At 69.3% G+C, this 26,835-nt stretch carries 27 protein-coding genes; 8 read left to right on the top strand and 19 right to left on the bottom strand.

Translation table 11 applies throughout. The features are described from left to right. Position 1 precedes the first annotated feature (1 nt). Complete coding sequence (locus ACIQLK_RS08285) at positions 2-877, bottom strand: PHP domain-containing protein (protein WP_400364128.1); 876 nt, start codon at positions 875-877, stop codon at positions 2-4. Positions 878-933: 56 nt separating this feature from the next. Between ACIQLK_RS08285 and ACIQLK_RS08280 the strand changes: the two genes are divergently transcribed. From ACIQLK_RS08280 to ACIQLK_RS08270, 3 genes are read left to right on the top strand one after another with little or no spacing between them, the layout of a single operon-like run. Beyond that, positions 934-1,947 carry an endonuclease/exonuclease/phosphatase family protein gene (locus ACIQLK_RS08280; RefSeq protein WP_400364127.1) on the top strand — a complete coding sequence of 338 codons (1,014 nt, stop codon included), beginning with the start codon at positions 934-936 and terminating at the stop codon, positions 1,945-1,947. Positions 1,948-1,978: 31 nt separating this feature from the next. Next, the gene (locus ACIQLK_RS08275; RefSeq protein ID WP_400364125.1) at positions 1,979-3,397 is read left to right on the top strand and encodes an aminopeptidase P family protein; all 1,419 of its coding nucleotides are present in this window, start codon (positions 1,979-1,981) and stop codon (positions 3,395-3,397) included. Positions 3,398-3,406: 9 nt separating this feature from the next. After that, on the top strand, positions 3,407-5,185 hold the full coding sequence (locus ACIQLK_RS08270; protein ID WP_400364123.1) for a gamma-glutamyltransferase family protein: 1,779 nt from the start codon (positions 3,407-3,409) through the stop codon (positions 5,183-5,185). Here ACIQLK_RS08270 and ACIQLK_RS08265 read toward each other — a convergent pair. Together ACIQLK_RS08265 and ACIQLK_RS08260 are read right to left on the bottom strand one after the other, a co-directional pair. After that, entirely contained in the window at positions 5,167-5,838 is a 672-nt protein-coding gene (locus ACIQLK_RS08265; RefSeq protein ID WP_400364121.1) for an alpha/beta family hydrolase, read from the bottom strand. The two genes, ACIQLK_RS08270 and ACIQLK_RS08265, sit on opposite strands and share 19 nt — an antisense overlap. Further along, the gene (locus tag ACIQLK_RS08260; protein WP_400364120.1) at positions 5,835-6,545 is read right to left on the bottom strand and encodes a general stress protein; all 711 of its coding nucleotides are present in this window, start codon (positions 6,543-6,545) and stop codon (positions 5,835-5,837) included. The genes ACIQLK_RS08265 and ACIQLK_RS08260 overlap by 4 nt, the downstream gene beginning before the upstream one ends. Before the next feature lie 72 nt (positions 6,546-6,617). On the opposite strand from ACIQLK_RS08260, the gene ACIQLK_RS08255 reads away from it, so the two are divergent. From ACIQLK_RS08255 to ACIQLK_RS08245, 3 genes are read left to right on the top strand one after another with little or no spacing between them, the layout of a single operon-like run. Next, entirely contained in the window at positions 6,618-7,880 is a 1,263-nt protein-coding gene (locus ACIQLK_RS08255; protein WP_400364118.1) for a magnesium transporter MgtE N-terminal domain-containing protein, read from the top strand. Further along, entirely contained in the window at positions 7,880-8,428 is a 549-nt protein-coding gene (locus ACIQLK_RS08250) for a DUF1003 domain-containing protein (protein WP_400364917.1), read from the top strand. The genes ACIQLK_RS08255 and ACIQLK_RS08250 overlap by 1 nt, the downstream gene beginning before the upstream one ends. Then, on the top strand, positions 8,425-9,558 hold the full coding sequence (locus ACIQLK_RS08245; protein ID WP_400364116.1) for an Mrp/NBP35 family ATP-binding protein: 1,134 nt from the start codon (positions 8,425-8,427) through the stop codon (positions 9,556-9,558). The genes ACIQLK_RS08250 and ACIQLK_RS08245 overlap by 4 nt, the downstream gene beginning before the upstream one ends. 25 nt (positions 9,559-9,583) lie before the next feature. On the opposite strand, the gene ACIQLK_RS08240 is transcribed toward ACIQLK_RS08245, so the two are convergent. Further along, the gene (locus ACIQLK_RS08240) at positions 9,584-9,967 is read right to left on the bottom strand and encodes a Sec-independent protein translocase TatB (RefSeq protein ID WP_400364114.1); all 384 of its coding nucleotides are present in this window, start codon (positions 9,965-9,967) and stop codon (positions 9,584-9,586) included. A gap of 74 nt (positions 9,968-10,041) precedes the next feature. On the opposite strand from ACIQLK_RS08240, the gene ACIQLK_RS08235 reads away from it, so the two are divergent. Further along, positions 10,042-10,680, top strand: a complete 639-nt coding sequence (locus ACIQLK_RS08235) for an O-methyltransferase (RefSeq protein WP_400364112.1) — start codon at positions 10,042-10,044, stop codon at positions 10,678-10,680. A 76-nt stretch (positions 10,681-10,756) separates the two neighbouring features. Here ACIQLK_RS08235 and ACIQLK_RS08230 read toward each other — a convergent pair whose 3' ends face one another. The 3 genes from ACIQLK_RS08230 to dapE form a co-directional block, all read right to left on the bottom strand. Further along, positions 10,757-10,930 carry a DUF3117 domain-containing protein gene (locus ACIQLK_RS08230; protein ID WP_064506455.1) on the bottom strand — a complete coding sequence of 58 codons (174 nt, stop codon included), beginning with the start codon at positions 10,928-10,930 and terminating at the stop codon, positions 10,757-10,759. A gap of 93 nt (positions 10,931-11,023) precedes the next feature. Further along, the gene (locus ACIQLK_RS08225; protein WP_400364110.1) at positions 11,024-12,223 is read right to left on the bottom strand and encodes a hypothetical protein; all 1,200 of its coding nucleotides are present in this window, start codon (positions 12,221-12,223) and stop codon (positions 11,024-11,026) included. After that, entirely contained in the window at positions 12,205-13,281 is a 1,077-nt protein-coding gene (gene dapE / locus ACIQLK_RS08220; protein ID WP_400364108.1) for a succinyl-diaminopimelate desuccinylase, read from the bottom strand. Before dapE ends, ACIQLK_RS08225 begins: the two co-directional genes overlap by 19 nt. A 37-nt stretch (positions 13,282-13,318) precedes the next feature. Between dapE and dapD the strand changes: the two genes are divergently transcribed. Next, on the top strand, positions 13,319-14,263 hold the full coding sequence (gene dapD / locus ACIQLK_RS08215) for a 2,3,4,5-tetrahydropyridine-2,6-dicarboxylate N-succinyltransferase (RefSeq protein WP_400364106.1): 945 nt from the start codon (positions 13,319-13,321) through the stop codon (positions 14,261-14,263). A gap of 5 nt (positions 14,264-14,268) precedes the next feature. Here dapD and ACIQLK_RS08210 read toward each other — a convergent pair whose 3' ends face one another. From ACIQLK_RS08210 to ACIQLK_RS08155, 12 genes are all read right to left on the bottom strand, one after another. Then, entirely contained in the window at positions 14,269-14,694 is a 426-nt protein-coding gene (locus ACIQLK_RS08210; RefSeq protein ID WP_400364104.1) for an SHOCT domain-containing protein, read from the bottom strand. Between the two features lie 30 nt (positions 14,695-14,724). Continuing rightward, positions 14,725-15,996 (bottom strand): citrate synthase, encoded by a 1,272-nt coding sequence (locus ACIQLK_RS08205; RefSeq protein WP_400364916.1) that lies wholly within the window; start codon positions 15,994-15,996, stop codon positions 14,725-14,727. Between the two features lie 124 nt (positions 15,997-16,120). Further along, positions 16,121-17,233: a succinyldiaminopimelate transaminase gene (gene dapC, locus ACIQLK_RS08200; protein WP_400364102.1), complete on the bottom strand. Its 1,113-nt coding sequence runs from the start codon at positions 17,231-17,233 to the stop codon at positions 16,121-16,123. A 7-nt stretch (positions 17,234-17,240) separates the two neighbouring features. Next, the gene (gene fdxA, locus ACIQLK_RS08195) at positions 17,241-17,561 is read right to left on the bottom strand and encodes a ferredoxin (protein WP_018188277.1); all 321 of its coding nucleotides are present in this window, start codon (positions 17,559-17,561) and stop codon (positions 17,241-17,243) included. Between the two features lie 9 nt (positions 17,562-17,570). Further along, on the bottom strand, positions 17,571-17,957 hold the full coding sequence (locus ACIQLK_RS08190; RefSeq protein WP_400364100.1) for a histidinol dehydrogenase: 387 nt from the start codon (positions 17,955-17,957) through the stop codon (positions 17,571-17,573). Positions 17,958-17,989: 32 nt separating this feature from the next. Beyond that, positions 17,990-18,304 (bottom strand): AzlD domain-containing protein, encoded by a 315-nt coding sequence (locus ACIQLK_RS08185; RefSeq protein WP_400364098.1) that lies wholly within the window; start codon positions 18,302-18,304, stop codon positions 17,990-17,992. After that, positions 18,301-19,002: an AzlC family ABC transporter permease gene (locus ACIQLK_RS08180; RefSeq protein WP_400364096.1), complete on the bottom strand. Its 702-nt coding sequence runs from the start codon at positions 19,000-19,002 to the stop codon at positions 18,301-18,303. The genes ACIQLK_RS08185 and ACIQLK_RS08180 overlap by 4 nt, the downstream gene beginning before the upstream one ends. A gap of 2 nt (positions 19,003-19,004) precedes the next feature. Next, positions 19,005-20,918: a translational GTPase TypA gene (typA, locus tag ACIQLK_RS08175; RefSeq protein WP_400364094.1), complete on the bottom strand. Its 1,914-nt coding sequence runs from the start codon at positions 20,916-20,918 to the stop codon at positions 19,005-19,007. Positions 20,919-21,044: 126 nt separating this feature from the next. Further along, positions 21,045-22,730 (bottom strand): ABC transporter family substrate-binding protein, encoded by a 1,686-nt coding sequence (locus ACIQLK_RS08170; RefSeq protein WP_400364092.1) that lies wholly within the window; start codon positions 22,728-22,730, stop codon positions 21,045-21,047. A gap of 65 nt (positions 22,731-22,795) precedes the next feature. Then, the gene (locus tag ACIQLK_RS08165) at positions 22,796-24,925 is read right to left on the bottom strand and encodes a dipeptide ABC transporter ATP-binding protein (protein WP_400364090.1); all 2,130 of its coding nucleotides are present in this window, start codon (positions 24,923-24,925) and stop codon (positions 22,796-22,798) included. After that, positions 24,918-25,844, bottom strand: a complete 927-nt coding sequence (locus ACIQLK_RS08160; RefSeq protein ID WP_400364088.1) for an ABC transporter permease — start codon at positions 25,842-25,844, stop codon at positions 24,918-24,920. Before ACIQLK_RS08160 ends, ACIQLK_RS08165 begins: the two co-directional genes overlap by 8 nt. Before the next feature lies 1 nt (position 25,845). Beyond that, positions 25,846-26,829, bottom strand: a complete 984-nt coding sequence (locus tag ACIQLK_RS08155) for an ABC transporter permease (RefSeq protein WP_400364086.1) — start codon at positions 26,827-26,829, stop codon at positions 25,846-25,848. Positions 26,830-26,835: the final 6 nt, after the last annotated feature.

The raw sequence follows: 26,835 nt of genomic DNA, 5'->3' as shown, positions 1-26,835 counted from the left end.
GTCAGGGTGTGACGAGCGAGCTCCCCGTCCCGAGGGAGAGGATCCGAGTGATCGCCTGCTCGGAGGTGGTGTTCTCGCCGGGGACGTTCGGCTTGCCGCGGCCGTGGTAATCGCTGGACCCGGTGGCGATGAGATTCCGGTCGGCGACGAGTCGGCGCAGCTCTCCCAGCGCGGGCTCGACGTTCTCGCGGTGCCCCAGTTCGAAGCCCGCGAGCCCCGCCTCGAGCATGCCTCGGACGATGCGGTTCGGGAGCAGCCCCGCACGACCCGCCGGGTGCGCGATCACGGGCACACCGCCCGCCCCCGCGACGGCGGCGACGGCGGTCACGGGGTCCGGGGCGTACAGGGCGACGTAGTACTCGCTCGCCGGTGACAGGATGCCGCCGAACGCCTCCCCGCGATCGCGGACGTGCCCGCGCGCGACGAGCGCATCGGCGATGTGCGGGCGTCCGACGGTCGCGCCGTCGGCGGTCTGCTCCTCGATGTCCTCCCAGGTCAGGTCGTAGTCGCGCCCGATCCGGTCCGCCATGGTGCGCGCACGCGTCAGCCGGGATTCGCGGATGCGGTCGGTCAGCGCGCGCAGGGCTGCATCTTCGGGATCGATGAGGTACGCGAGCACGTGCACGCTCCGCCACTCGTGACGTGCGGAGAGCTCCATGCCCGGAAGGAAGGACATCCCGAGGGACACCGCCGACTCGGCGGCCTCGGCCCATCCCGACGTCGTGTCGTGATCGGTGAGTGCGGCGGTGCGGATGCCGTGGCGGTGCGCCGCCGCCATGACGGCCGAGGGCGGCTCGGTCCCGTCGGAGTGGTCCGAGTGCAGATGCAGATCGCCCGGCCCGTGCGGGCCAGAGGAATCGTGCGACCCGGCGGACATGCTCACGAGCGTACCGCGCGCAGAAACTCCCCAGCCTCCCCGCCTAGTGTCGTGGTGTGCTGCGACTGACGGGGATCCTCTTCACGATCGCCGCCGCCATCGGTGCCGCGATCCTCACATGGCCCCAGTTCTTCCGCCTCGAGCAGACGTTCCCGATCGCGCAACTCGTCTCCCTCCGCCCCCTGGTCGCGGTCGGGTTCGCCGTCCTCGCCCTTCTGGGCCTGCTCGTCTGTCTCGGACGCCGGACACGTGGTTTCGGTGCCGGCCTGGCGATGATCGGCATCCTCGCCTGCGCGGCGAACGTCGGCATCCTGGCCTTCCGCGGTCTCGGGACGTCGGGACTGCCCGAACCGACCGCCGACAGCATCCGGGTGATGACGTGGAACACTGCCGGCGAGGCGACCGACGTCGACGCGATCGTGCAGACGGCGATCGCGATGGACGTCGACGTCGTCGCACTTCCCGAGACGACCGAGAAGACCGGTACGGCGATCGCGGTCGCCATGCGCGAGCGCGGGAACCCGATGTGGGTGCACGAGGAGAACTACCAGGGGTGGGATGCCACCTATACGACGCTCCTCATCTCTCCCGATCTCGGCGACTACGCCGTCGTGACATCGGATTCGGCGGGAACACGCAACACATCGATCGTCCCCAGCGTGGTCGCGATGCCGGTCGACGGGAAGGGGCCGACGATCGTCGCCGTGCACGCCGTCGCGCCGCGGCCGAACGACATGGATCACTGGCGCAGCGACCTCCGGTGGGTCGCGGATCAGTGCGCGAGCACCGACGTCATCCTCGCCGGGGACTTCAACGCCACCATCGACCACATGAGCCGTCTCGGCACCGACGGGGGAACCCTCGGTCGCTGCCACGATGCCGCCTCCGTCACGGGCAACGGCGCCGTCGGCACGTGGGACACAGGCTGGCCGGCACTGCTGGGCACCCCGATCGACCATGTCATGGCGACGGACGCCTGGCGTGCGACGGGATCCGTCGTCGTGACCTCGCTAGACGGGTCGGGCAGCGACCACCGCCCCGTCATCGTGCAGTTGGAGCCGGTGGGCTGACGTCACAGGCGGTGGGTGCGAGACTGGGACGATGACCACCGATGAGCGCGACACCATCGCAACGGAGACCCCCGAGACTGCGGCTGCAGCGACCACCAACCGCAAGCAGCCCTTCCCCACCGGCTTCCTGGACTCGATCTCCACAGGCTGGGCCGAGCGACCCTCGTCGCGACCCTCGCCGCGGCCGGAAGCCCCCTACGCGGCCGCACGCCGAGCCGCTCTCTCCGCTGCCTTCCCCGGCTCGAGGCTGGTCGTCCCCGCCGGTTCCTACAAGCAGCGCTCGAACGACACCGACTACCCGTTCCGGGCGCACTCCGCCTTCTCCCACCTCACCGGGTGGGGTGCCGACGCGGTCCCCGACTCCGTCCTCGTCTTCGATCCGACCGACGGCGGGCATGAGATCACCCTCTACCTGCGCGAACGCGCCGACCGGACGACGACCGAGTTCTACGCGGATGCCGCGATCGGGGAGTTCTGGATCGGCCCGCGTCCCTCCCTCGACGAGGTCGCCGCAGAGCTCGGCATCCCGACGGCGCACGTCGACGCCTTCCAGGCATCCGATCAGGACAGGACCGTCGAGGACGACGACGACCTCACCCGATTCGTGTCCGAGATGCGTCTCGTGAAGGACCCGTACGAGATCGCGCAGATGCGCCTCGCGGTCGAGGCGACCGGCAGAGGGTTCGACGACATCGTCGCCGAGCTCCCCCGCATCATCGACACGCCGCGCGGCGAGCGGGCCATCGAGGGGGTGTTCCACCTTCGCGCGCGCACCGACGGCAACGGCGAGGGCTACGACACCATCGCGGCATCCGGGCCGCACGCCTGCTACCTGCACTGGACGCGCAACGACGGAGCGGTCGTACCGGGAGATCTCGTCCTGATCGACGCCGGAGTCGAGGTCGACAGCCTCTACACCGCGGACATCACCCGCACCCTCCCGGTGTCGGGTACCTTCTCCGCCGTCCAGCGGCGCATCTACGAGACGGTTCGCGAGGCGGCCGACGCGGCCTTCGCCGCGGCACGACCGGGTGTGAAGTTCCGCACCATCCACGAAGCGGCGATGGAGGTCATCGCGACGCGCACGGCCGAGTGGGGCCTGCTCCCCGTGACCGCCCAGGAGGCACTCGATGCCGACCGCGGCGGGCAGCACCGCCGATACATGGTGCACGGCACGAGCCACCACCTCGGCATCGACGTCCACGATTGCGCGCAGGCCCGTCGCGAGATGTACTACGACGGCGAGCTCGAGCCGGGGATGGTGTTCACGATCGAGCCGGGACTCTACTTCCAGATCGACGATCTGACCGTTCCCGAGGAGTACCGGGGGATCGGCGTGCGCATCGAGGACGACATCCTCATGACCGAGGACGGCCCGGTGAACCTGTCCGCCGGCATCCCCCGCACGGCGGACGAGATCGAGGCCTGGATCGCCCACGCCCGGGCCTGAGACCCCGCGATGACGACGACGGGCTACACGCCGCCGTCCGCCTTCACGACGCGTCCCCAGCTGACGGGGACCTTCGGGATGGCGGCATCCACCCACGCCACCGCGACCGCCGTCGCGCAGGCCGTGCTCGAACGCGGCGGCAACGCGTTCGACGCGGCCTGCGCCGGCGGGTTCGTGCTGCACATCGTCGAGCCGCACCTCAACGGCCCCGGCGGCGACCTCGTCGGGCTCTTCCAACCAGCGGATAACGCGACTCCGACGGTCCTCATGGGCCAGGGCGCGGCGCCGGCGGGGGCGACGGTCGCGCACCTCGTCCAACAGGGTCTCGATCTCGTCCCGGGCGCCGGCGGGCTGGCGGCGGCGATTCCCGCCGCCGTCGACGCCTGGCTGCTCCTGCTGCGCGACCACGGCACGTGGTCGGTCGCCGACGTCGTGTCCTACGCGATCGGGTACGCCGAGGAGGGGCATCCGTTCCTCCCTTCCGCCGCTGCGACGATCGATCGGGTCGCCGACCTGTTCCGCGATCACTGGCCGTCGTCTGCGCACCTGTGGCTCGCGAACGGCGAGCCTCCGAGGCCCGGCGAACTGCACCGGAACCCCGCCTACGGTGCCGTGCTGCGTCGCCTCGCGGCAGCCGGCACGTCCGGTCACGAGCGCCGTGAGCGGATCGACGCCGCGCGCGCCGAGTGGCGACGCCTCCTCGCCGATGCCTGCGACTTCCTGGCCAGCCCTCACCGCCATTCGAGCGGCACCGATCACGCCGCCGTCCTCGCGCCCGCCGACCTCGTCGACCCGCCCGCCCGTTACGAGGCGCCGTTGTCGGTGACGTTCCGGGGCCGCACGGTCTTCAAAGCGGATGCCTGGTCCCAGGGCCCCGCGCTCCTGGAGGCTCTGCACGTCCTCGAGCCCCTCCCCGACGAGCGTCTGGACCCCTCGACGGAGGTGGGCGCGCATACCCTCATCGAGGTCCTCAAGCTCGTCCTTGCAGACCGCGATGCCTACTTCGGCGACGGTGCGGATGTCGCGGCACTCCTCACCGACGCCGTCGCCGCTGCGCGCAGGGCCGAGATCGGCGGCCACGCGTCGGCGCAGTGGCGTCCCGCGACACTGCCGGGCGCGCGCCCCTGGCACCCGCCGTTGCGTCGAGAAGGCGGCGCGGCGGTCGGTACCGGTGAACCCACCGTCGCCCGCACAGGTGACACCCGCGGTGACACCTGTCACATCGACGTCGTCGACCGGTGGGGCAACATCGTCTCGGTCACACCGTCGGGCGGCTGGTTGCAGTCCTCCCCCACGATCCCGTCGTTGGGGTTCTGCCTCGGTACTCGGCTGCAGATGTGCTGGCTCGACGAGTCCTCGCCTGCGGCGCTGCGTCCCGGTCATCGGCCGCGCACGACGCTGTCACCCACGCTCGTCCACGACGGCGACACACGGATCGCGCTCGGGACGCCCGGAGGCGACCAGCAGGATCAGTGGCAACTGCCGATGCTGCTCCGGATGCTCGTGGGCGGGTACACCGCGCAGCAGGCCATCGACGCACCGACGCTGCACACGTCGGCGATGGTGGATTCGTTCTGGCCGCGGACCTGGGATCCGACGGGCGTCGCCGCCGAGGGCCGACTCGGCGAGGACGTCCTGGCGGGACTCGCCCGACGAGGGCACCACGTCACGCCCGTCGGGGACTGGTCGCTGGGGCGGCTGTCCGCGGTCGGACGGGACGGCGGCACCGGCATCCTGTGGGCTGCCGCGAACCCTCGCGGCATGCAGGGCTACGCAGCGGGACGCTGAAGCCGCTCGGCGAGCCACGGCACGGCGACGCGCGCCGTGGCCGCCCCCACCTCGTCCGGGGGACGCTTCTCACCCGCTACCTCGAACGAGTGTCCGCCGCCCTCGAACCACCGGATGTCCGCGACCCGGCAGGACGCGACAGCGGCCTCGAGATCGACGAGCGGCTGCAGGAACGGGTCTCTCGTGCCCGCGAGGAACAGCTGCGGAGCGGACACCGACGGAAGGTGCGCGGTGCGGGCGTTCTCGGGACGCCCCGGCGGATGCAACGGATAGCCGAGGTAGACGAGCGCCTCAGGGGCGATCCTCCGCTCCGCCGCCGCCATCGACGCCATGCGGCCGCCGTAGGACTTTCCCGCCGCGACGAACGGGATGCCGGGTCGCAGGCCTCGGCAGTAGGTCTCGACGGCGGCCCAGGTCTCGATGGCGTGAGCCGCGGGACCCGGCATCCGTCTTCCGGCTTGCCGGTAGGGGAAGTCGAACCGAACCGTCGTGAATCCCGCGGCGCTCCAGGCCTGTGCGACGCCGTCGAGGAAGGGGTGCTCGTGCCCTGCGCCCGCGCCGTGGGCGAGGGCGATGACGCCCGCGGGCTCTTCGGCGTCATCGACCCTGGCGCTGAGCTCGACCCCACCCGTCGGCAGGGTGACCGGGATCATCGCTGCGGATCGGGACCTGCGGGGCGGCCCTCTTCCTGCGGCGGGAGGGCGGGCGGCGCCGGAGCCGGATCGACCCGTTCGCCGTAGCGCGGCGGATCCGACGGGTCGACGCGCTCGCCTGCCGCCGGCGTCGGGGCCGGGTCGACGCGCTCCCCCGCCGGCGGCACGGGTGCGCCCGGGGCGACGCGTTCGCCGTAGCGAGGCGGCTCGGCTGGGTCCATCGGCCGGGCGGGCGGCGTCGACGGCGCGGCGGGTGCGCCGAGCAGCTGCTTCGCGCGCCCGATGCTCCGGGGCAGCACGGTGACGTCGTAGTGGTCGGCGATCACCTGGGTCACGGAGGTGAAGTCGCGTCGGCGTCGGAGGATCGAATAGCTGATGATGCTCAGCAGCATGCCGAGAGCGATGCCGACGAGCATCACGCCGACGAAGAGCTGGAGAACGGCGCCCGGGCTGCCGAGGACGAAGATCGCGGCGAAGAGGAGGCCGAGCAGCACGCCGTTGATCGCGCCGGAGCGCGCGGCGGTCGCGTAGCCGAGGCGCCCGGTGACCCGCTCGACCGAGCGCAGCCCGCGTCCGACGATCGCGATGTCCTGCGCGGGGACGTCGGCCGCGATCAGGGTCGACACGGCCTTCTGCGCCGCCTCGTACGCCGTGTACTCGGCAACCGTCGCGCCGTGCTCCTTCGGGGCCCCGCCCATCATGCTCATGCGCTCAGTCTCGCACGGCGGCCTTTGCGCGGGCGCAGGAACCGCGAGGGATCCGCCGACTACGCTGGTCGAGTGAGTACGCAGCGGGTCTTCGTCGCGCGCCTGACCGGGTGCGCTGTCTTCGACCCGTCGGGAGACCGCCTCGGGCGGGTCCGCGACGTGGTCGTGATCTACCGCAAGGACGACCCTCCGCGGGTGGTCGGTCTCGTGGTCGAGATCCCCGGCAGACGCAACGTCTTCCTCTCGATCGGGCGGGTGACCTCGATCGCGAGCGGTCAGGTCATCACGACCGGTCTCATCAACGTGCGCCGCTTCGAGCAGCGCGGCGGTGAGGTCCGGGTCATGACGGAGCTCATCGGCCGGAGCGTGCACCTGACCGACGGCTCCGGCCGGGCCGTCATCGAGGACGTCGCCATCGAGCGCGATCGCCTCGGTGAATGGCACGTCGGACAGCTGTTCCTGCGTCGCCCCAAGACGAGTGCATCCCCCTTCGCCAAGGGACCGACGACCTTCGCGCAATGGGACGACGTGCGAGAGGACCAGGCTGCGGGTCAGACGCAGTCCGCCGAGCTGCTCGTCGCGTCCTATTCCGAGCTCAAGCCCGCAGATCTCGCCAACACGCTCCTCGACCTGCCCGAGGAGCGGCTGCTCGAGGTCGCGGAGGAGCTCCCCGACGACCGCCTCGCCGACGCGCTCGAAGAGATGCCCGAGGACGACCAGGTGCACATCCTCGAGGCCCTGGGCGACGAGCGCGCCGCCGACGTCCTCGACGCCATGGAGCCCGACGACGCGGCCGACGTCCTCGGGCAGCTGTCCGACGCCCGCGCCGGCCAGCTTCTCGACCTGATGGAGCCCGAAGAGGCCGAGGACGTCCGCGCCCTCCTCGTACACGGCCCCGACACCGCCGGCGGCCTCATGACGAGCGAGCCGATCGTCCTGTCCGCGGACGCGACGGTCGCCGAGGCGCTCGCCCTGATTCGTCGTCACGAGCTCCATCCGGCTCTCGCGGCCGCTGTGTTCGTGACGCTCCCGCCCTACGAGACGCCGACGGGCCGGCTGCTCGGCGTCGTCCACTTCCAGCGGATGCTGCGCTACCCGCCCCACGAGCGCCTCGGTGCGATCATCGACGACACGGTCGAGCCCGTCACGACGGCCGCCAGCGCCGCGGAGGTCGCACGCCTGCTGGCGAGCTACAACCTCGTCTCACTGCCCGTGGTCGATCAGGCGCGACACCTCGTCGGCACGGTCACGGTCGACGACGTCATCGACTACCTCCTGCCCGACGACTGGCGCTCCCAGGATGCGCCGCGGGAGATCCCGGAGGCGCGGCGATGATGGCCCGCGCCCCGAAGTCCGGATTCGAAGCTCCCCGCGGACGACGGGCGAGCGTCCTGACGCGCACGCCCCAGCCCTCTCGTGACCGGTTCGGTCGGTTCACCGAGTGGATCGCCCGCGCCATGGGCACGCCCGCGTTCCTGCTCATCCTGACCCTGTTCTGTGCGGCCTGGATCGGCTGGAACACCGTCGGTCCCGAGACGCTGCGCTTCGACGACGCCGCACTGGGCTACACCGCCCTCACCCTGGTGCTGTCGCTGCAGGCGTCGTACGCGGCTCCGCTCATCCTGCTCGCGCAGAACCGGCAGGACGACCGCGACCGCGTGCAGATCGAACAGGACCGTCAGCGCGCCGAGCGGAACCTCGCCGACACGGAGTACCTCGCCCGCGAGGTCGTCGCCCTCCGCATGGCTCTCACCGACATGCAGAACGAGGCGATCAGTCGCGACGTGCTGCGTCACGAGTTGAAGACGCTGCTCGAGCGCCTCGACGAGCGCGACGCCGAGCGTGACGTCGAGCGCCGTGACGACGGCTCCGCCGCCTCGTGAGCGCCGTCGTCGCGGATGACGTGCGCCGCGCCGTGGCGGCGGTCATCGATCCGGAACTGCGCCGCCCTCTGGGTGAACTGGACATGGTCCGCGACATCGTCGTGTCGGATGCCGTCGCCCGCGTGGGCATCGCGCTGACCATCGTCGGCTGCCCGGCCGCCGATCGGATCGAACAGGACGTGCGGGATGCCGCGGCATCCGTCCCGGGAGTCAGCGAAGTCGCCGTCGATGTCGGCGTCATGACGCCCGCGGAGCGTTCGGCTCTGGTCGAGCGCATCCGGGGCACCAGGCGGATGGCCTTCACCGCCGACTCCCTGACGCGGGTCATCGCGATCACCAGCGGCAAGGGCGGCGTCGGCAAGTCCACGCTCACGGCGAATCTCGCGGTCGCGCTCGCTATGCGGGGGCTCGCAGTGGGACTCATCGACGCCGACGTCCACGGGTTCTCGATCCCCGGCCTCCTCGGTCTGACCGACGACGACGGCCGCCCACCCCAGCCGACCCGTCTGAACGATCTCATGCTCCCGCCGGTGGCGTACGGCGTGAAGACGATCTCCATCGGGATGTTCCTCCCCCCGGAGGCCTCTCCCGCCGTCGCGTGGCGCGGACCGATGCTCCACCGCACGGTGCAGCAGTTCCTGACCGATGTCCACTTCGGCGACCTGGACGTTCTGCTCATCGACATGCCCCCCGGCACCGGGGACGTCGCGATCTCGGTCGGTCAACTGCTGCCGCACGCCGAGGTCGTCGTCGTGACGACGCCCCAGGCCGCCGCCGCGGACGTGGCCGTTCGCAGCGGCGTGGTCGCCCGCCAGACGGGACAGTCGATCCTGGGCGTCGTCGAGAACATGGCAGGCTTCACGCTCCCGGACGGCACGGCTTTCGACCTGTTCGGAGGCGGTGGCGGCACCGCCGTCGCCGCGGCGCTCTCGTCGGACACCGAGACGGTGCCGCTCCTCGGCTCGGTCCCGCTCAGCCGAGCACTGCGCGAGGGGGGCGACACGGGGGTCCCCGTCGTCGTAGGCGCGCCCGACGACGAGTCGTCCCGGATGATCTCGACGATCGCGCACGCGATCGCATCGACGCGGCGCTCATGGGCGGGACGTTCGCTCCCGGTCTCGCGCGCGTGATCCACGGGGCGGGAGAACCGCTGGATCAGGTCGCTTCGGAGTCGAACGGCACGCCTGCCACGATGTCCTCCCCGGAGGGGACGGAGGCGGGCGGCTCCGCGACGGCAACACTCGTGGCTGCGACGGGCGTGGCTGTCACGGGCTTCACCGGTGCGTCCTCGATGAGGGCCTCGCGGATGATGCGTCGGGGATCGTACTGACGCGGATCGAGCTTGCGCCACTCGATCTCGTCGAAGTCGTCGCCCATCTCCTCTTTGACGCGAGTGCGTGCTCCGTCGAGCCATTCCCGCACTCGGCGGGTAAGGCGGGCGAGCGAGGCGGCGTAGCCGGGCAGACGCTCAGGTCCGAGCAGGAGGGCGGCGATCAGACCAATGAGGAGGATCTTCTCCAGATCGAGCCCGAATGACATGGTTCCCAGGTTACCCGTGCGCCTGGGGGTTCAGCGGTGGCCGCGCCCCTAGGCTGGGCGTGGAGGTTCACGACATGGGAGACCACGAGGCGGTACGCCGGTTCGCTGCAGAGGCGACGGTCGAGACCGATGCCATCGCGCGGGCGCGCGCCCACGCCCTCGAAATCGGCGCGAACCCGATCAGCCCCGAGGTCGGCGCGCAGTGCGCCGTCATCGCCGCGGCCAGCCGCGCACTCAACATCGTCGAGATCGGGACGGGCGGCGGCGTGTCGGGGCTCTGGCTCCTCCACGGATCGCCGCGCGCGACGCTCACCACCATCGACAAGGAACCTGAGCACCTCGCCGTGGCGCGCCAGGCGTTCACGGATGCCCGCGTTCCGGCCGCCCGAGTCCGATTCATCACCGGCCGCGCGGCCGATGTCCTGCCCCGGATGAACGAGGCGTCCTACGACATCGTGCTGATCGACGCCGATCCCGAGGGGGCCATCGAGTACGTCGAGCACGGTTTGCGTCTCGTGCGCGCCGGCGGCACTGTCCTGGTGCCGCGGGTGCTGGCCGGCGGGGCTGTCGCGGACCCCGTCAAGCGTGGGCCGATCGAGAGCGCGTACCGCTCCCTCATCCAGGAGACCCAGGCATCGCCGGCAGTCCTCGGTGCGCTCTCGATCGTCGGAGAGGGCCTGCTCCAGCTGACGACCGTCGCCGACCCCAGCTGAATCCACCGCGCGGGAACGCGCCCACCGACGACGAAAGGCCGGCCCCGCAGGGCCGGCCTTTCGCATCGAACCGGGGTCAGGCGGCGCCGACGACCCCGCTGAGAACGCTGTGGAGTTCTTTCGCTTCGTCATCGTTCACCGAGACGACAAGTCGACCGCCCCCCTCGAGCGGAACACGCACGATGATGAGACGGCCCTCCTTGACGGCCTCCATAGGTCCGTCTCCGGTGCGCGGCTTCATGGCTGCCATTGTGGGGCTCCCTTTCGTCTTCGGCCTACCCCATTAGTCTACCCAATGGGGTGAACGCCTTCGGCGCGCGCACCTCTCAGCGGACGCTTATCGTCACGGAATCCGGAAGAACGTGTCCCCCAGGGCGAGCATCTCGTGGATCCAGAGCCACTGGCCCCCGAGGCAGAGCGCCAGGACACTGACGCGCCACCACAGCGGACGGGGTACTGCGACGGCTGCCGCGACGGGCGTCATCGGCAGGAGGAGTCGGAAGATGCTCGACTGCGGGAAGAAGACCGCCAGCAGGTAGACCAGGTAGCTGATCCCCCACAGTCGGATCTCCGGCCCGAGCCGGCGCACCTGCGGCGATCGAACGAGGAGCACCGCCGCCGCCGCGACGAGCAGCACGAGCATTATCGGTCCCCACACCGGCGGTATGCCCCAGATCCCGAACCAGATCCCCGCTGCCTGGATGAAACCGGCGAAGGGGAGGAAGTGCGCGTCCGACCCGACCCAGCTGCGCCGCCAGGCGAGCTCCGTGTCGAGGTAGGCCGACGGATCGCCCGTGACGACACCGGCGATCACCTGCCAGGAGAAGCCGACCACGGTGGCCAGCGCACCGAGCGCGATGACATGGACGATATGCGACGTCGGCAACGGGTCCTGCCGACGCCGGAACCATCGATGAATGCCGTAGAGCCCGAGCAGCAGCGCGAAGGCGAGCACACCGGGCCGAGTGAAGCCCATGACGACGATGAGCGGATACAGCCAGCCGAACCGTCGCCGCATGAGCGCCCAGAGGGCGAGGAGGAGCCACAGCAGCAGGAGCGACTCCGCGTAACCCATCTGGAACAGCGCGGCCAGAGGCCCGTTGGCGAAGAAGACCACAGCCCACAGCGCCGCCGACTCCCCCAGGCGATCGCGGAGCAGGACGAACAGGACGACGGATGCCGCGTATCCCGCGGCCACGGCGAGCGCGATGGCTCCGACGGGGTACCCGCCCAGCAGCGTTCCGAGGGCGCGCGCCAGCCACGGATACAGCGGCATGAACGCCCAGGCGTTCTCAGCGACCTGACCGGAGTCCGCCACGGGCAGGTCGGTCGGATATCCGCGGTCGGCGATCACCCAGTACCACTGCGCATCCCATCCCATCGCGAGCGAGGAGATCGTGGCCTCCGGCCCGAAGCGGGAGGTCGGACCCGACAGCTCTGCTGCGATCCAGAAGAAGAGCGTGGTGACCAGGCGAGCCGAGACGTAGACGGCGGCGACGGTGCCGGCGACGGAGGCGGTGGTCCTCAGTCGCCGCTCAGCCATGCCCGCAGGCCCCGCTCGACGTCCTCGATCTGAGCGAGCGGCACACGCTCCTCGTCGTGATGCGCGAGCGACGGGTCGCCCGGGCCGTAGTTGACGGCGGGCACACCCATGGCGGAGAACCGGGCGACGTCGGTCCAGCCGTACTTCGGCTTCGGCTGCGCACCCACCGCCGCGACGAACTCCTGCGCGAGCCGCGCGTTGAGCCCCGGGCGGGCGCCCTCCGAGAGGTCGACGATCTCGACCTCGAACCCGGCGAAGACGTCGCGCACGTGCGCCGCGGCGGCCGCGGCATCCTTGCTGGGCGCGAATCGATAGTTGACGTCGACCTCGCACGCGTCGGGGATGACGTTGCCCGCGATCCCCCCGCGGATCGCAACGGCGTTGAGCCCTTCGCGGTAGAGCAGTCCGTCGACCTCGATCTCGAGGGGTCGGTACTCCGCGAGGCGGCCGAGAATGGGCGCGGCCTTGTGGATCGCGTTCTCCCCGATCCAGGCACGCGCGCTGTGCGCCCGGACGCCGGCAGTGCGGACGACGGCGCGGAGCGTGCCGTTGCAGCCGCCTTCGACCTCGCCGTTCGAGGGTTCGCCGAGGATGGCGAAGTCGGCCTCGAACAGGTCGGGGCGGGATGCCGCGAGCCGCGTCAGCCCGTTGAGTTCGGCGGCGACCTCCTCGTGGTCGTACCACATCCAGGTGATGTCGACGCGAGGGTCCCTGAGTTCAGCCGCGAGCTTCAGCTGCACCGCGACGCCCGCCTTCATGTCGACGGTGCCCCGCCCCCACAGGTGGGCGCGCCCGTCGACGTCGACGTCGCGCGTCGGGACGTTCCCGTTGATCGGCACGGTGTCGATGTGCCCGGCGATCACGACACGCTGCGCGCGTCCGAGGGAGGTCCGCGCGATGATCGTGTCGCCGTCGCGGTGCACCTCGAGGTGGGGCAGCGCGGAGACGGCCTCGAAGATCGCGTCGGCGAGGACGGTCTCATCGTCGGACACGCTCGGGATGTCGCAGATGGTGCGCGTCAGATCGACGGCGCTGGAGCGGAGGTCGAGCCGGGGCATGACGTCGAGTCTAACGACGGGCCGATAGCCTGGAATCATGAGCGACGCGCGGTGGGTATGGGGTATCGGTCTGGCCACGACGAGCGGGGACGGTACGGTGCTCGACACCTGGTATCCGGCTCCGGCCGCTGGTCGCGCCCCCGGCGACGCCGACACGAGTGAGCTCGCCGCGTTCGCCGGCCCGGACGAGCGCCGCGGGGTGACCGTCGAGGTCGTCGTCACCGAGATCGACCTGGATGCCGCACCAGCGGGCACTTCCGATGCCTACCTGCGACTCCACGCCCTCTCACACCTGCTCGTCGCCCCGAATGAACTCAATCTCGCCGGGATCTTCGCGCACCTGCCCACAGTCGCCTGGACGAGCGCAGGCCCGGTCCACCCGGACGACCTGACCCGCCTCCGTGCGGGGCTGCAGCGTGCCGGCATCCAGGTGAACGGTCTGGACAAATTCCCCCCTCTCACCGACTACGTCGTTCCGCAGGGGGTGCGGATCGCGGACGCATCACGCGTCCGCCTCGGCGCGCACCTCTCCCCCGGGACCACGGTGATGCACGAGGGCTTCGTGAACTTCAACGCCGGCACCCTCGGCGCCTCCATGGTCGAGGGGCGCATCTCCCAGGGGGTCGTCGTCGGCGACGGCAGCGACATCGGCGGCGGCGCCTCGATCATGGGCACCCTTTCCGGCGGCGGGAACCACCGGGTCTCCATCGGTCGACGCACATTGCTCGGTGCGAACGCCGGGATCGGGATCTCGCTCGGCGACGACTGCATCGTCGAGGCGGGCCTGTACGTGACCGCGGGCACGAAGATCGTCCTCACCGGCGAGGCGCCCCAACACGACGGCACCGCCCCGACGGCCAAGGGCGCCGACCTGTCAGGCCAGGACGGCATACTTTTCCGCCGCAACTCCCTCACGGGCGCGGTCGAGGCGCTTCGGCGCGAAGGGGTCGGCGTGACGCTGAACGCTGACCTGCACGCCTGAGAGGCTCAGCCTCGCAACACCGCGGCGCGAGCGTCGCGGTGCTCGTCCTCGCTGATGATCCCGCGCGAGCGCAGCTCGTCGAGCTCGGCGAGACGCATCTCGATCGTCGGTGCCGCCGGCGATGAGGGCGTCGATGGAGCGAGCAGGTCGCTTCGGAGCACCTTGGCCGCGATCGCCGCATCCACCGTGAACGGATCGATGCCGGCGTCCCGCAGGACCCGCCGTTTGCGCATCGCGACGACGAACGTGAACACTCCTCCGGCGATCATCAGGACGATGACGACCCCGAAGAATACAGAGAACGCGTCTCCCGCAGCACCCATGTCGGTACCCGGCATCCCCGGATCGAAGAAGCCGCCGTCCCCCTCATCCGGGACCGGCAGGACCGGCGCGGACAGGACCCTCGCGACTACTCCCCCATGGATCATCATGGCCACACCCTAGCGGGGGCGGCGGTCGCGTCAGCGGGAGGTCGGGTAATCCCGCTCCGTCGCCCCCGTGTAGAGCTGCTGGGGCCGGCCGATCTTGGTCTGCGGGTCGTTCTGCATCTCACGCCAGTGAGCGAGCCAGCCCGGCAGGCGACCGATCGCGAACAGGGGCGTGAACATCCGCGTGGGGAAGCCCATCGCCTTGTAGATGACGCCGGTGTAGAAGTCGACGTTCGGGTAGAGACGACGCTCCTTGAAGTAGTCGTCGCTGAGCGCGATCTCCTCGAGTTCGTTCGCCAGAGCGAGAAGCGGGTCCTCGACGCCGAGCTCGCGGAGCACCTCGTCGGCGGACTCCTTCACGAGCTTCGCGCGCGGGTCGTAGTTCTTGTAGACGCGGTGCCCGAAGCCCATGAGCTTGACACCGTCCTCCTTGTTCTTGACCCGCTCGACGAAGCGCTGCACGCTCTCCCCCGAGTCACGGATCCGCCCGAGCATGTCGAGAACGGCCTCGTTCGCGCCGCCGTGAAGGGGACCGTACAGGGCGTTGATGCCGGCGGAGATCGAGGAGAACTGGTTCGCTCCGGTCGATCCGACGAGACGGACCGTGGAGGTCGACGCGTTCTGCTCGTGGTCCGCGTGCAGGATCAGCAGCCGCTCGAGGGCACGCGACATCACCGGGTTGATCTCGTACGGTTCCGCGTTGTTGCCGAAGTTCAGCTTGAGGAAGTTGTCGACGAAGCTCAGGGAGTTGTCGGGGTAGAGGAAGGCGTGCCCGATGCTCTTCTTGTGGGCGTAGGCAGCGATGACGGGGAGCTTCGCGAGCATGCGGATGGTGTTGAGTTCGACGTGCTCGGGGTTGTGCGGGTCGCTCTGACCCTCGTAGTACGTCGAGAGAGCGGCCGTCGCAGCCGACAGGACCGACATGGGGTGCGCGGTGTGCGGAAGCGCGGAGAAGAAGTGCTTGAGGTCCTCGTGCAGCAGCGTGTGACGACGGATCTTCTCGTCCCACCCGGCCAGCTCGTCCGCCGTCGGCAGTTCGCCGTACAGGAGGAGCCAGGCGACCTCGAGGTAGGTGCTGTGCTGCGCGAGCTGCTCGATCGGGTATCCGCGGTAGCGCAGGATGCCCTGATCGCCGTCGATGTAGGTGATCGACGACTTCGTCGACGCCGTGTTCACGAACCCGTAGTCGAGCGACGTGTGCCCGGTCTGCTTCGTGAACGAGGAGAAGTCGACGCTGGGAACGCCTTCGGTACCGGCGACGAGCGGAAGCTCTGCGGTCGTGTCTCCGATGGTCACAGTGGCCATCTGGGGGGTGTCCGCGTTGGTCACGAAGCCTCCTTGCGGTCGTCGGGGCGGTTTTTACAGCCTAATGGGGCGTGGGCGCGTCTCCGAACCCCGCCAACGAATGGCGCCATCCGTAGGAGGGAACCTACGAAACGGATGCCGTCAGGCGCGACGCGGCCAGCGCGATCCGGTCGTCGGTCGCCGTCAGCGAGAAGCGGACATGCTGGGGATAGTGGGTGCCGTAGAAGTGCCCCGGCCCCGCGAGGATCCCGAGCTCGGCGAGCCTGCCGAGCGAGTCCCACGCGTCCTCCCCCGCCGTCGCCCACAGGTACAGGCCACCCTCGCTGCGATCGACCCGGAAACCCGCGGCCTCGACAGCGGGCTTCAGGACGTCGCGTCGAGCACGGTAGAGGGCCTTCTGCTGATCCACGTGCGCGTCGTCGTGCAGCGCGGCGATCATCGCGGCCTGAACCGGACCCGGGACCATGAGTCCCAGGTGCTTGCGCGCGGTCACGAGCCCTGCGACGAGTTCCGGGTCGCCGGCGAGGAACGCCGCCCGGTAGCCCGCGAGGTTCGACTGCTTGCTCAACGAGTACACGGAGAGCAGGCCGGTGAGATCGCCCTCGGTCACACGCGGGTCGAGGATGCTCGGCACGGCGGCATCCGCCCACGGCCCCTCCCAGCCGAGTTCGGCGTAGCACTCGTCCGAGGCCAGTACCGCACCGATCTCGCGCGCGCGGGCTGCCGCGCGGCGAAGCTCGTCTACGTCGAGGACGCGCCCGTCGGGATTGCCGGGCGTGTTCAGCCACACCAGACGTGTCGTGTCCGGCCACTCGCCCGGCTCGTCCGAGGCGAAAGCGGCGGCGCCGACCAGGCGCGCTCCGACCTCGTAGGAGGGATAGGCGGCGCGAGGATGGACGACGGTGTCCCCGGACCCGAGGCCGAGCAGGAGCGGCAGGAGCGCCACCAGCTCTTTGGAACCCACCGTCGGGATGACGTGCGACGCCGTCAGCCTCGGAACACCCCGCCGGCGTTCGTACCAGTCGGCGATCGCCTCACGCAGCGCCACCGTTCCGACCGTCTGCGGATACGCGTGAGCGTCGGTCGCGCTCCGAAGCGCATCGGCGACGACCACGGGAGTCGGGTCGACCGGCGAACCGATCGAGAGATCGACGATGCCGTCGGGATGCCGCCGGGCACGCTCCGCATAGGGGGCGACGGCGTCCCACGGATAGTCGGCGAGGTCGTGGACGCTCATCGCGGGATCAGTGCGCCTGCGGCGGCAGCCCCGCGATGACGGGGTGGTCCTTCGCGATGACGCCGACCTTGGCAGCGCCGCCCGGCGACCCGAGGTCCTCGAAGAACTCCACGTTCGCCGTGTAGTAGTCCTGCCACTCGGCGGGGAGGTCGTCCTCGTAGTAGATGGCCTCGACGGGGCACACCGGCTCGCAGGCGCCGCAGTCGACGCACTCGTCGGGGTGGATGTAGAGCGAGCGTTCGCCTTCGTAGATGCAGTCGACGGGACATTCGTCGATGCAGGCTCGGTCCTTCACATCCACGCACGGGAGAGCGATCACATACGTCACAAGACGAGTCTAGTTCGTGGATCGGAGACGGGATGCCGTCGGCCAGGCGACGATCAGCGCCGCGGCCAGCGGGACGAGGAACGTCCAGATGAGACCAGGCGTGATCACGGCCCCCTCCGGCGGCGCCGGTACGACGACGGAACCACCGGGGCCTTCGTTGGCGAACACGAGGGTCGCGAGCATCGCGCCGATGCCACAGGCGAGAGCGGATGTGCGCTCCCCTGTGAGGGTGCGCACCGCGACCAGCAGCGCGACGAATCCGATCGACGCGACGAGGAGGCCCACCGGCACGACTCCCCAGACGGCGGCCTGTCCGATCGTCCCGGCCACGCCGTAGACGGTCCCGATGACGGCGGCGAGCACCCAGGTGGCGATGCGGGCGAGAAGGGCGTTCACCCGGACAGTCTAGGTGCGCGACCTGTGCGGCCTCAGGCCGCGATCCCCCACAGCCGCAGAAGCGCGGCGACGAGGGCCGCGGCCGCCACCACCACCAGGAAGGGAGCCCGCAGGGCCAAGAGCCCTGCTGCCACGAGAACGGCCGGCATCCGGGCGTCCAGCACGATCGCCTGCCCGACCCCCAGCGTCTGCACGACGACCAGAGCCGCGAGGAGCGCGACCGTGAGGAGGTCGATCGTCCGCGAGGGGCGGGGCGCCTCGAACCAGGCGGGTGGGACCAGGTAACCGGCGGTCTTCAGCGCGACGCAGACGATGGACGCGAGAAGGACGGAATGCCAGAGCGTCATGCTCGTTCCCCCGTCGTCGGTTGCGAGGCGAACCAGTTGGTCCAGCCGACCACGACAGCGACGAGAGCGGAGACCAGGACCGGCAGCCCCGGCATCAGCGCGGGGGTGAGCAGGGCGGCGACCACGGCAGCGGCAGCCCCCACCGCTATCGCCTGACGCCGACGCAGGCGCGGCCAGAGCAGTGCGAGGAAGGCCGCGGCGGCCGCAGCATCCAGCCCGTAGGCCTTCACGTCGCCCAGGACGTCGCCGAGCAGCGCGCCGGCGAGCGTCGTCGCGTTCCAGCCGAGGTAGATGCCGATGCCGGTCACCCAGAAGCCGATGCGCCGGGCGGCGGCATCCGTCTGCGCGAGGGCGACGGCCGTCGACTCGTCGATCGTGAAATGGGATGCCGCGGCGCGGCGCCAGAAGCCGTCGCCGATGACCGGCGACATCCGCAGACCGTACGCGACGTTGCGGATGCCGAGCAGTCCCGCCGACGCGATCGCCGCTCCGGGGAGCCCGCCTCCGCCGATGACACCGACGAAGGCGAACTGCGATCCGCCGGTGAACATGAGGGCGCTGAGGATGCAGGTCTGCCAGACGTCGAGTCCCGACGTCACCGCGAGGGCGCCGAACGAGACGCCGTAGGCGCTCGTCGCCAGCACGACTCCGAGGGAGTCACGCCAGGCCCGACGAGTCGGAGGCTGCTCCCCCGTCACCGTCAGGAGCCGGCGTCCTGGCGCTTCAGACGAGATGCCGTGCGGCCGCGCTCGGTCGCGTCCAGTACGACCTTGCGGATGCGGACCTTCTCGGGCGTCACCTCGACGCATTCGTCGTCGCGCGCGAACTCGAGGCTCTCCTCGAGCGTGAGTACGCGCGGCGGCGTCATCGACTCGAAGGAGTCGGAGGTCGACGAACGCATGTTCGTGAGCTTCTTCTCCTTCGTGATGTTCACGTCCATGTCGTCGGCGCGCGAGTTCTCGCCGATGACCATGCCTTCGTAGACCTCTTCGGTCGGCTGGACGAAGAAGCTCATGCGCTCCTGAAGGGCGATCATCGCGAACGGCGTCACGACGCCCGAGCGATCGGCGACGATCGAGCCGTTCTGGCGGGTCGAGATCGCGCCGGCCCACTCGTCGTAACCGTGCGAGATCGCATTGGCGATGCCGGTTCCGCGGGTGATCGTCAGGAACTCGCTCCGGAAGCCGATGAGACCGCGTGAGGGAACGATGAACTCCATGCGCACCCACCCGGTGCCGTGGTTGGTCATGGTCTCCATGCGGCCCTTGCGCCCGGCCATGAGCTGCGTGATCGCGCCGAGGTGCTCCTCAGGGGCGTCGATCGTGAGGTGTTCGAACGGCTCGGTGAGCTTGCCGTTCTCATCACGCCGCGTGACGACCTGGGGCTTGCCGACCGTCAGCTCGAAGCCCTCGCGGCGCATGTTCTCGACGAGGATCGCGAGAGCCAGCTCACCACGGCCCTGGACCTCCCACACGTCGGGCTTGCCGATGTCGACGACCTTGAGCGACACGTTTCCGATGAGCTCGCGGTCGAGGCGGTCCTTCACCATGCGGGCGGTCAGCTTGTGGCCCTTCACCTTGCCCATGAGGGGCGAGGTGTTGGTGCCGATCGTCATCGAGATCGCCGGGTCGTCGACCGTGATGGCCGGGAGCGGGCGGATGTCCTCGGGGTCGGCGATGGTCTCGCCGATCGTGATGTTCTCGAAGCCCGCGATCGCGACGATGTCGCCGGGACCGGCGGACTCGGCGGGGTAGCGCTCGAGCGCGCGGGTCTTCAGGAGCTCCGTGACACGTGCGTTGCTCGTCGTGCCGTCGGCGCGAACCCAGGCGACCGTCTGCCCCTTCTTGAGGGTGCCGTTGAACACGCGCAGCAGTGCGAGACGGCCGAGGAAGGGAGACGAGTCCAGGTTCGTGACCCACGCCTGCAGCGGGGCTTCGTCGTCGTATGCGGGAGCCGGGACGTGCTCGAGGATGGCCTCGAACAGGGGCTCGAGGTCGTCGTTGTCGGGGAGGGCGCCGTTCTCGGGCCGAGTGCGGGATGCCGCACCCGCGCGACCGGACGCGTAGACGACCGGGACATCGAGCAGCGCGTCGACGTCGAGGTCGGGGACGTCGTCCTGCAGGTCGGAGGCGAGACCCAGCAGAAGGTCGTGCGCCTCCTCCTCGACCTCGGCGATGCGCGCGTCGGGACGGTCGGTCTTGTTCACCAAGAGGATGACCGGCAGCTTCGCCTCGAGCGCTTTGCGCAGGACGAAGCGGGTCTGCGGAAGCGGACCCTCGGAGGCATCGACCAGGAGGACGACGCCGTCGACCATGGAAAGGCCGCGCTCGACCTCACCGCCGAAGTCCGCGTGGCCCGGGGTGTCGATCACGTTGATCGTGATCGGGGCGTCGGTGTGGACACCGTTGTAGGTGATCGCCGTGTTCTTGGCGAGAATCGTGATGCCCTTCTCGCGCTCGAGGTCGTTCGAGTCCATCGCGCGCTCTTCGACGTGCGCGTGGTCGCCGAACGAGCCGGTCTGGCGGAGCATGGCGTCGACGAGCGTCGTCTTGCCGTGGTCGACGTGCGCGACGATCGCGACGTTACGGAGGTCAGGACGGAGGGCGTGCGCCATGAAGGGGATTCCTTGCAGAGAGGGTGATGCCGGGATGCCGGCAGTCCACTTTACCGCAGGTGCCGATACGCCGACGGGGCGAGGACCTTTCGGTCCCCGCCCCGCCGGCGCTGTGTGTGCGGCTGCTTACTCGGCAGCCCAGCCGACGATCGTCCAGTCGATGGTCTCGAACTGGGTGGCGCCCCAGTTGACGAGGCCGTCCTTGACGGCGTAGACGTTCGGCAGCGGAGCGATCGGGAACATCGGGACGTAGTTCCAGATGGTCTCGTTGATCTTGTTGGCGATCTCGATGCGCTTGGCGGGGTCGAGCTCGGAGTTGGCCTGGTCGTACAGGTCACCCAGCTTGTCGTCCGTCGTGCCCGTGAAGTTCGACTCGGAGTCGAGCGGGTAGTAGAGCGCCTCCGACGAGGAGATCGGGAACGGCGTTCCGACCCACGAGAACGACACCATCTCGAAGTTGCCCGGAATGACGTAGTCGCTGAAGTAGGTCGCAGCCGGGACCGTGACGAGCTCGACGGGGATGCCGAACGCGTTGAGGTCGGCCTGAACCTGCTCGGAGCGCTGGATGTTCGTCGCCGTGTCGGCAGGAACGGTGACGGTGAGCTTCAGCTCGGTTCCGTCCTTGGTCCAGGGCTTGCCCTCGCTGCCCTCGTAGCCGGCTTCCTCGAGGTACTCGGCAGCCTTCTTGTTGTCCTGCGGCAGCGCCTTGTCCTGGTAGCCGTTCTGCCCGGGCATGAAGATGTAGTCGCCCTGGGTGATCGGAGGAGCGTCGACCGGCGTGTTCGCCGAGGCGGCGATCTGCTCGCGGTTGACGATCGATGCGACGGCCTTGCGGACGTTGACGTCCGAGAGCGGCCCCTTCTTCGCGTTCATCGTGACGTGGGTCCAGGTGGTGCCACCCGAGGTCTCGATCTTGGCGTCGGAGCGCGTCTTCGCGGTCTGGTACAGGTCGGCGTTGGCCGAGATGTACAGAGCGTCGAGCTCCGAGTTGGCGAAGGAGGCACCCTGCTGGTCCTGGCTGACCGCACGGTAGAGAACGGTCTCCAGCTTGGGCGTCGCCCCCCACCACTGCGGGTTGCGCTCGAGGGTGATGACCTGGCCGGTCGTGTCGATCTTCGAGATCTTGAACGGACCCGCCGAGGGGACGGCCTTGGTGCGGTAGCCGTCGTTGTAGGCCTTGGGGTCGCTCGAGATGGATGCCGGGAGCAGTCCGCCCGTGAACAGCGCCTGCCAGTCGGCGTAGATCTTCGAGAACGTGATCTTGACGTCGTACTCGTCAGCGCCCTGCTCGACCGAGGAGATGTCCTCCCAGCCGGCGGTGGAGGCGGGGGTGTACTCCTTGTTGGAGCCGTTCTGCGCCTTCCAGTATGCGATGTAGTCGGCCGCCGTGATCGGCGTGCCGTCCTCCCACTTGGCGTCGGGGTTCAGCTTGATCTCGACGACCTGCGGGTCATCGCTGGTGAGCTCGGCCGACGACGCGTAGTTCTCATCGACGACGGGCGTGCCGTCTTCCTTGATCTTGAACGGGCCGCCGGTCGTCCCCGAGACGATGTTCACCGTGTCGGACTCGTTGCCGTCGACCTGGTTGATGTTGAACTGCACCGGCAGCGATCCGACCGCGAGGGTCAGCGTGCCGCCGTCCTTGACCTTGGACGCCTCAGCGCGGGTCCACGCCGTGGCGGGGAGCTCCGGGGCTGCCGACTCGCTCTGGGTGGGCGCACCGGTGTTTCCGGCAGCACAACCAGAGATCACGAGTGCGGCGACGCCGAGCAGCGCCAAAGACCCGAACGGCTTTGCACCTCGAATCTTCATGTGATTGTTCCTCTCGTTTACCTTTTGGTGACCACCGGCGGAATGGTGCGCCCGCCGGAGGGGGTTCAGGATGCGGCCGACAGTGCGACCTCGTCGACCAGCGTCGAGTCGTCGACGTGGTGGCAGGCCACGCGCGCACGGCCGTGCGGCGCCAGTTCCGGCTCGACGGACCGGCACATCTCCTGACGGGACTCGTCCAGGAGCTTGTACAGCGGGCAGCGGGTGCGGAAGCGGCATCCGCTGATCTCCTGCGTCGGGCTCGGCAGGTCTCCCTGCAGCAGCACCCGGGCACGCCCGCGCTCGATGCGCGGGTCGGGGATGGGCGCGGCTGAGATGAGCGCCTTGGTGTAGGGATGCTGCGGATTGTCGAACACCGCGGACACGGGGCCCTGCTCCACGACGGAACCGAGGTACATCACGGCTACATCGTCGGCGATCTGGCGGACGACGGCGAGGTCGTGCGCGACGAAGAGGTACGACAGCCCCAGCTGAGCCTTGAGGTCTTCGAGCAGGTTGATCACGCCGGCCTGGATCGACACGTCGAGCGCCGACACCGGCTCGTCGAGGACGATGACGGAGGGGTTCGTCGCGAGGGCTCGGGCGATGCCGATGCGCTGACGCTGACCGCCCGAGAACTCGTGCGGGTACCGGTCCGCCATCGACGGGTCGAGCCCGACGAGGTCGAGCAGCTCGAGGGCGCGCTTGTCGCGATCGGCCTTCTTCGCTCCGATCGCCCAGAGGGGCTCGGTGATGACCTCGCTGATCGGAAGACGGGGATCGATGGCGCCCATCGGATCCTGGAAGACGATCTGCACATCCCGACGGAGAGCGTGACGCTCGCGGGGGCTGAGGGAGCCGACGTCCTTGCCGTTGATCTTGATCGATCCGGACTGCGGTGCGGTCATCTCCATGATCTCGAGGATCGTGGTCGTCTTGCCGCAGCCCGACTCCCCCACGAGCCCCATCGTCCGGCCCGGCTTGAGCGAGAACGAGACACCGTCGACGGCGCGGACGGTTCCGACGCGACGCGGGAAGACGGCGCCCTTCATGAGGGGGAAGTGACGCCGCAGGTCGGTGACCTCGACGACCGGGGCGGCGCCGGAATCGACGAGCTCGCCGTCGATGATCGGGTCCGCGACCGTGAAGACCTCTTTCCGCGAGATCTCCCCCCGGGCGATCTCGCCGCCACGGATGCAGGCCGCGACGTGATCCGGGCCCGAGGCGGGATCGTGCGCGATGAGGTCGGGTTCGACCTCGTGGCAGGCGTCGACGGCGATCGGGCAGCGGGCTGCGAAGGGGCATCCCTTCGGCAGCGCTGCGAGGGACGGCGGACGCCCCTCGAGGGGGACGAGCCGCTGCGTTCCGGCGGTGAGCATGTTGGGCACCGAGCGGAGCAGGCCGATCGAGTACGGCATCTGCGGCTCGTGGAAGACCTGGTCGGTGGTGCCGAGTTCGACGAGCTTGCCGGCGTACATGACGCCGACTCGGTCGGCGTGACCGGCCACGACGCCGAGATCGTGGGTGATCAGGACGACCGCCGCGCCGGTGATCTCCTTCGCCTTCTCGAGCACCTCGAGGATCTGCGCCTGGATGGTGACGTCGAGTGCCGTCGTGGGCTCGTCGGCGATGATCACCTTCGGGTCGTTGGCGATCGCCATGGCGATCATCGCGCGCTGGCGCATTCCACCGGAGAACTCGTGCGGGAAAGCCTTGGCGCGCCGATCCGGATCGGGGATCCCGACGGTCTTGAGGAGCTCGACGGCCCGAGCGGCGGCCGCCTGCGACGACAGCTTCGAGTCGTGGAGGCGGAGGGCCTCGGCGATCTGATCGCCCACGGTGTAGACGGGAGTCAGGGCCGACAGCGGGTCCTGGAAGACCATGGACAGCTGCTTGCCGCGGATGCGGGACAGCTTCTTGTCGTCCATTCCTAGCAGTGACGTGCCCTCGAACTCGATCGAGCCGGTGACCTGCGCGTTGCTGGGCAGAAGCCCCATGACCGCGAGGGAGGAGACGGACTTGCCCGAACCGGACTCGCCGACGATGCCGAGGAACTCCCCCGGGTGGACGTCGTACGAGATGCCGCGGACTGCTTGGACGTCGCCGGAACCTCGTTGCGGGAAGGTGACGCTCAGGTCGCGGACCGACAGCAGCGGAGTACCTGTGCGGCGCGTGGAGGTGAGGAGGGATTCAGGCACGGTTGGCCCCCGAGGTCGGGTCGATCGCATCGCGCAGGGCGTCGCCGATGAGACTGATGGCGAAAAGAAGGACGATGAGGACACCCGCCGGGAAGACGAACAGCCACGGGCGCGTCAGCGCGGCCGACGTTCCGTCGGCGAGCAGCGTGCCGAGCGAGACGTCCGGCTTCTGAACGCCGAAGCCGAAGTAGCTGAGCGAGGTCTCCGACATGATCATCGAGACGATTCCGAGCGTCACGTCGATGATGAGCAGCGACGCGATGTTCGGAAGGATGTGGCGGCTCAGGATCTTGCGTGTCGGCAGACCCATGTAGCGCGCGGCCCGCACGAAGTCGCGGTTACGCAGCGAACGCGTCTGATTGCGGACGACCTGGGCCATGATCATCCAGCTGAAGATCGCAAGGAAGAAGGTCAGTGCGATCCACGACAGGCTTTTGAACAGCGGGCTCAGCAGCACGAGGATGAAGAACGACGGCACGACGAGCAGCAGGTGGGTGAACCAGCTGATGACCTTGTCGGTGACTCCCCCGACGTAGCCGGCCACGGAGCCGATCACGGCAGCGAGCATCGTCCCGAGAATGCCGGCGACGAGACCGATGATGAGGGACTTCTGGAGCCCGGCCATCGTCTGGGCGAAGATGTCCTGCCCGATGCTGTTGGTGCCGAACCAGTGGCGGAGCGTGGGTCCCATGCCCATGTTGTAGATGTCGCGATCGGTGATCGACCACGGCGTCAGGAACGGCCCGACGATCGAGAGCAGGACGATCAGTGCGAAGGCGATCGCACCGACCCAGAACCGCGGCATCCCGCGCAGCCGACGCCAGACGAGACCGTTCCGGGAGAGCGGGCGGCGCTGCTTGGTGATGGTCTGTTCGTCGTCGAGGCTCACCTCGACGGCTTCTTGCTGAGCGATGACCATGTCAGCTCCTCACGCGGGGGTCGAGGGCGGCGTAGATGATCTCCGAGAACGTCGAGGAGAGCAGCACGAGGATGGCGACGAACAGGGTGCTCCCCGCCGCAGCATTGACGTCGTTCGTGTTCACGGCCTGCAGCAGGAACTGCCCCATGCCGCGCCAGCTGAAGACGATCTCGAGCATGGCGGACCCTGCGACGAGAGTGCCGAAGCTGTAGGCGAAGAAGGTCGACATCGGGATGAGTGCGATGCGCACGCCGTGACGGAACAGTGCCGGTCCACGCTCCAGCCCCTTGGACCGGGCCGTGCGGATGTAATCCGCTCCGAGGACGTCCAGCATGACGCTGCGCTGGTAGCGGGAGTAGCTCGCCGCGCTCATGAGGACGAGCGCCAGCGTCGGGAGGAGGAGGTGGACCGCTCTGTCGACAGTCAGGTCCCACCAGCTGCCGTTGATGCCCGCGCTGTACTCACCGGTGAAGGTGATCAGCTGCACGCCCAGACTGTTGTTGAGCGCCGTCGCACCGATCATCAGAAGGACGCCGATGACGAAGGTCGGGGTGGCGAAGATCAGGAACGAGCCGTAGGTGACGATCTGGTCGCTGGCGCGGTACTGGCGCACCGCACCCCAGACTCCGAGCAGGACGCCGACGACCGCACCGATGATCGATCCGATGAGGAGCAGTCGCAGGCTGGCCCCGGAACGGGCGATGATCTCCTCGACGACGGGCTGCTTGCCGATCGTGATGCCGAGCGACCCCTGCGTGAAGAGGCCGACGAGCCAGTGCCACAGGCGGGCGATGACGGGGACGTCGGGGCTTTGGCCCAGCTGGGCGAGGGAGGCGTCGATCGACGCCTGCGGCGGGCGGGGGTTCCTGCCGTAGAACGCGTCACCGGGCCGGAAGATCGAGCTGGCCAGGACGTAGGCCATGCACGTGGCGATGAGGCTCAGGATCGCGTAGTTGACGAACCGGCGGAGGACATACAGCGTCACCGGGAG

The sequence above is a fragment of the Microbacterium sp. NPDC091382 genome (assembly GCF_044757025.1).
Classification (GTDB): Bacteria; Actinomycetota; Actinomycetes; order Actinomycetales; family Microbacteriaceae; genus Microbacterium.
Note: the sequence above shows the minus strand (reverse complement) of the source record. Positions and strands in the feature narration are given on the sequence as shown.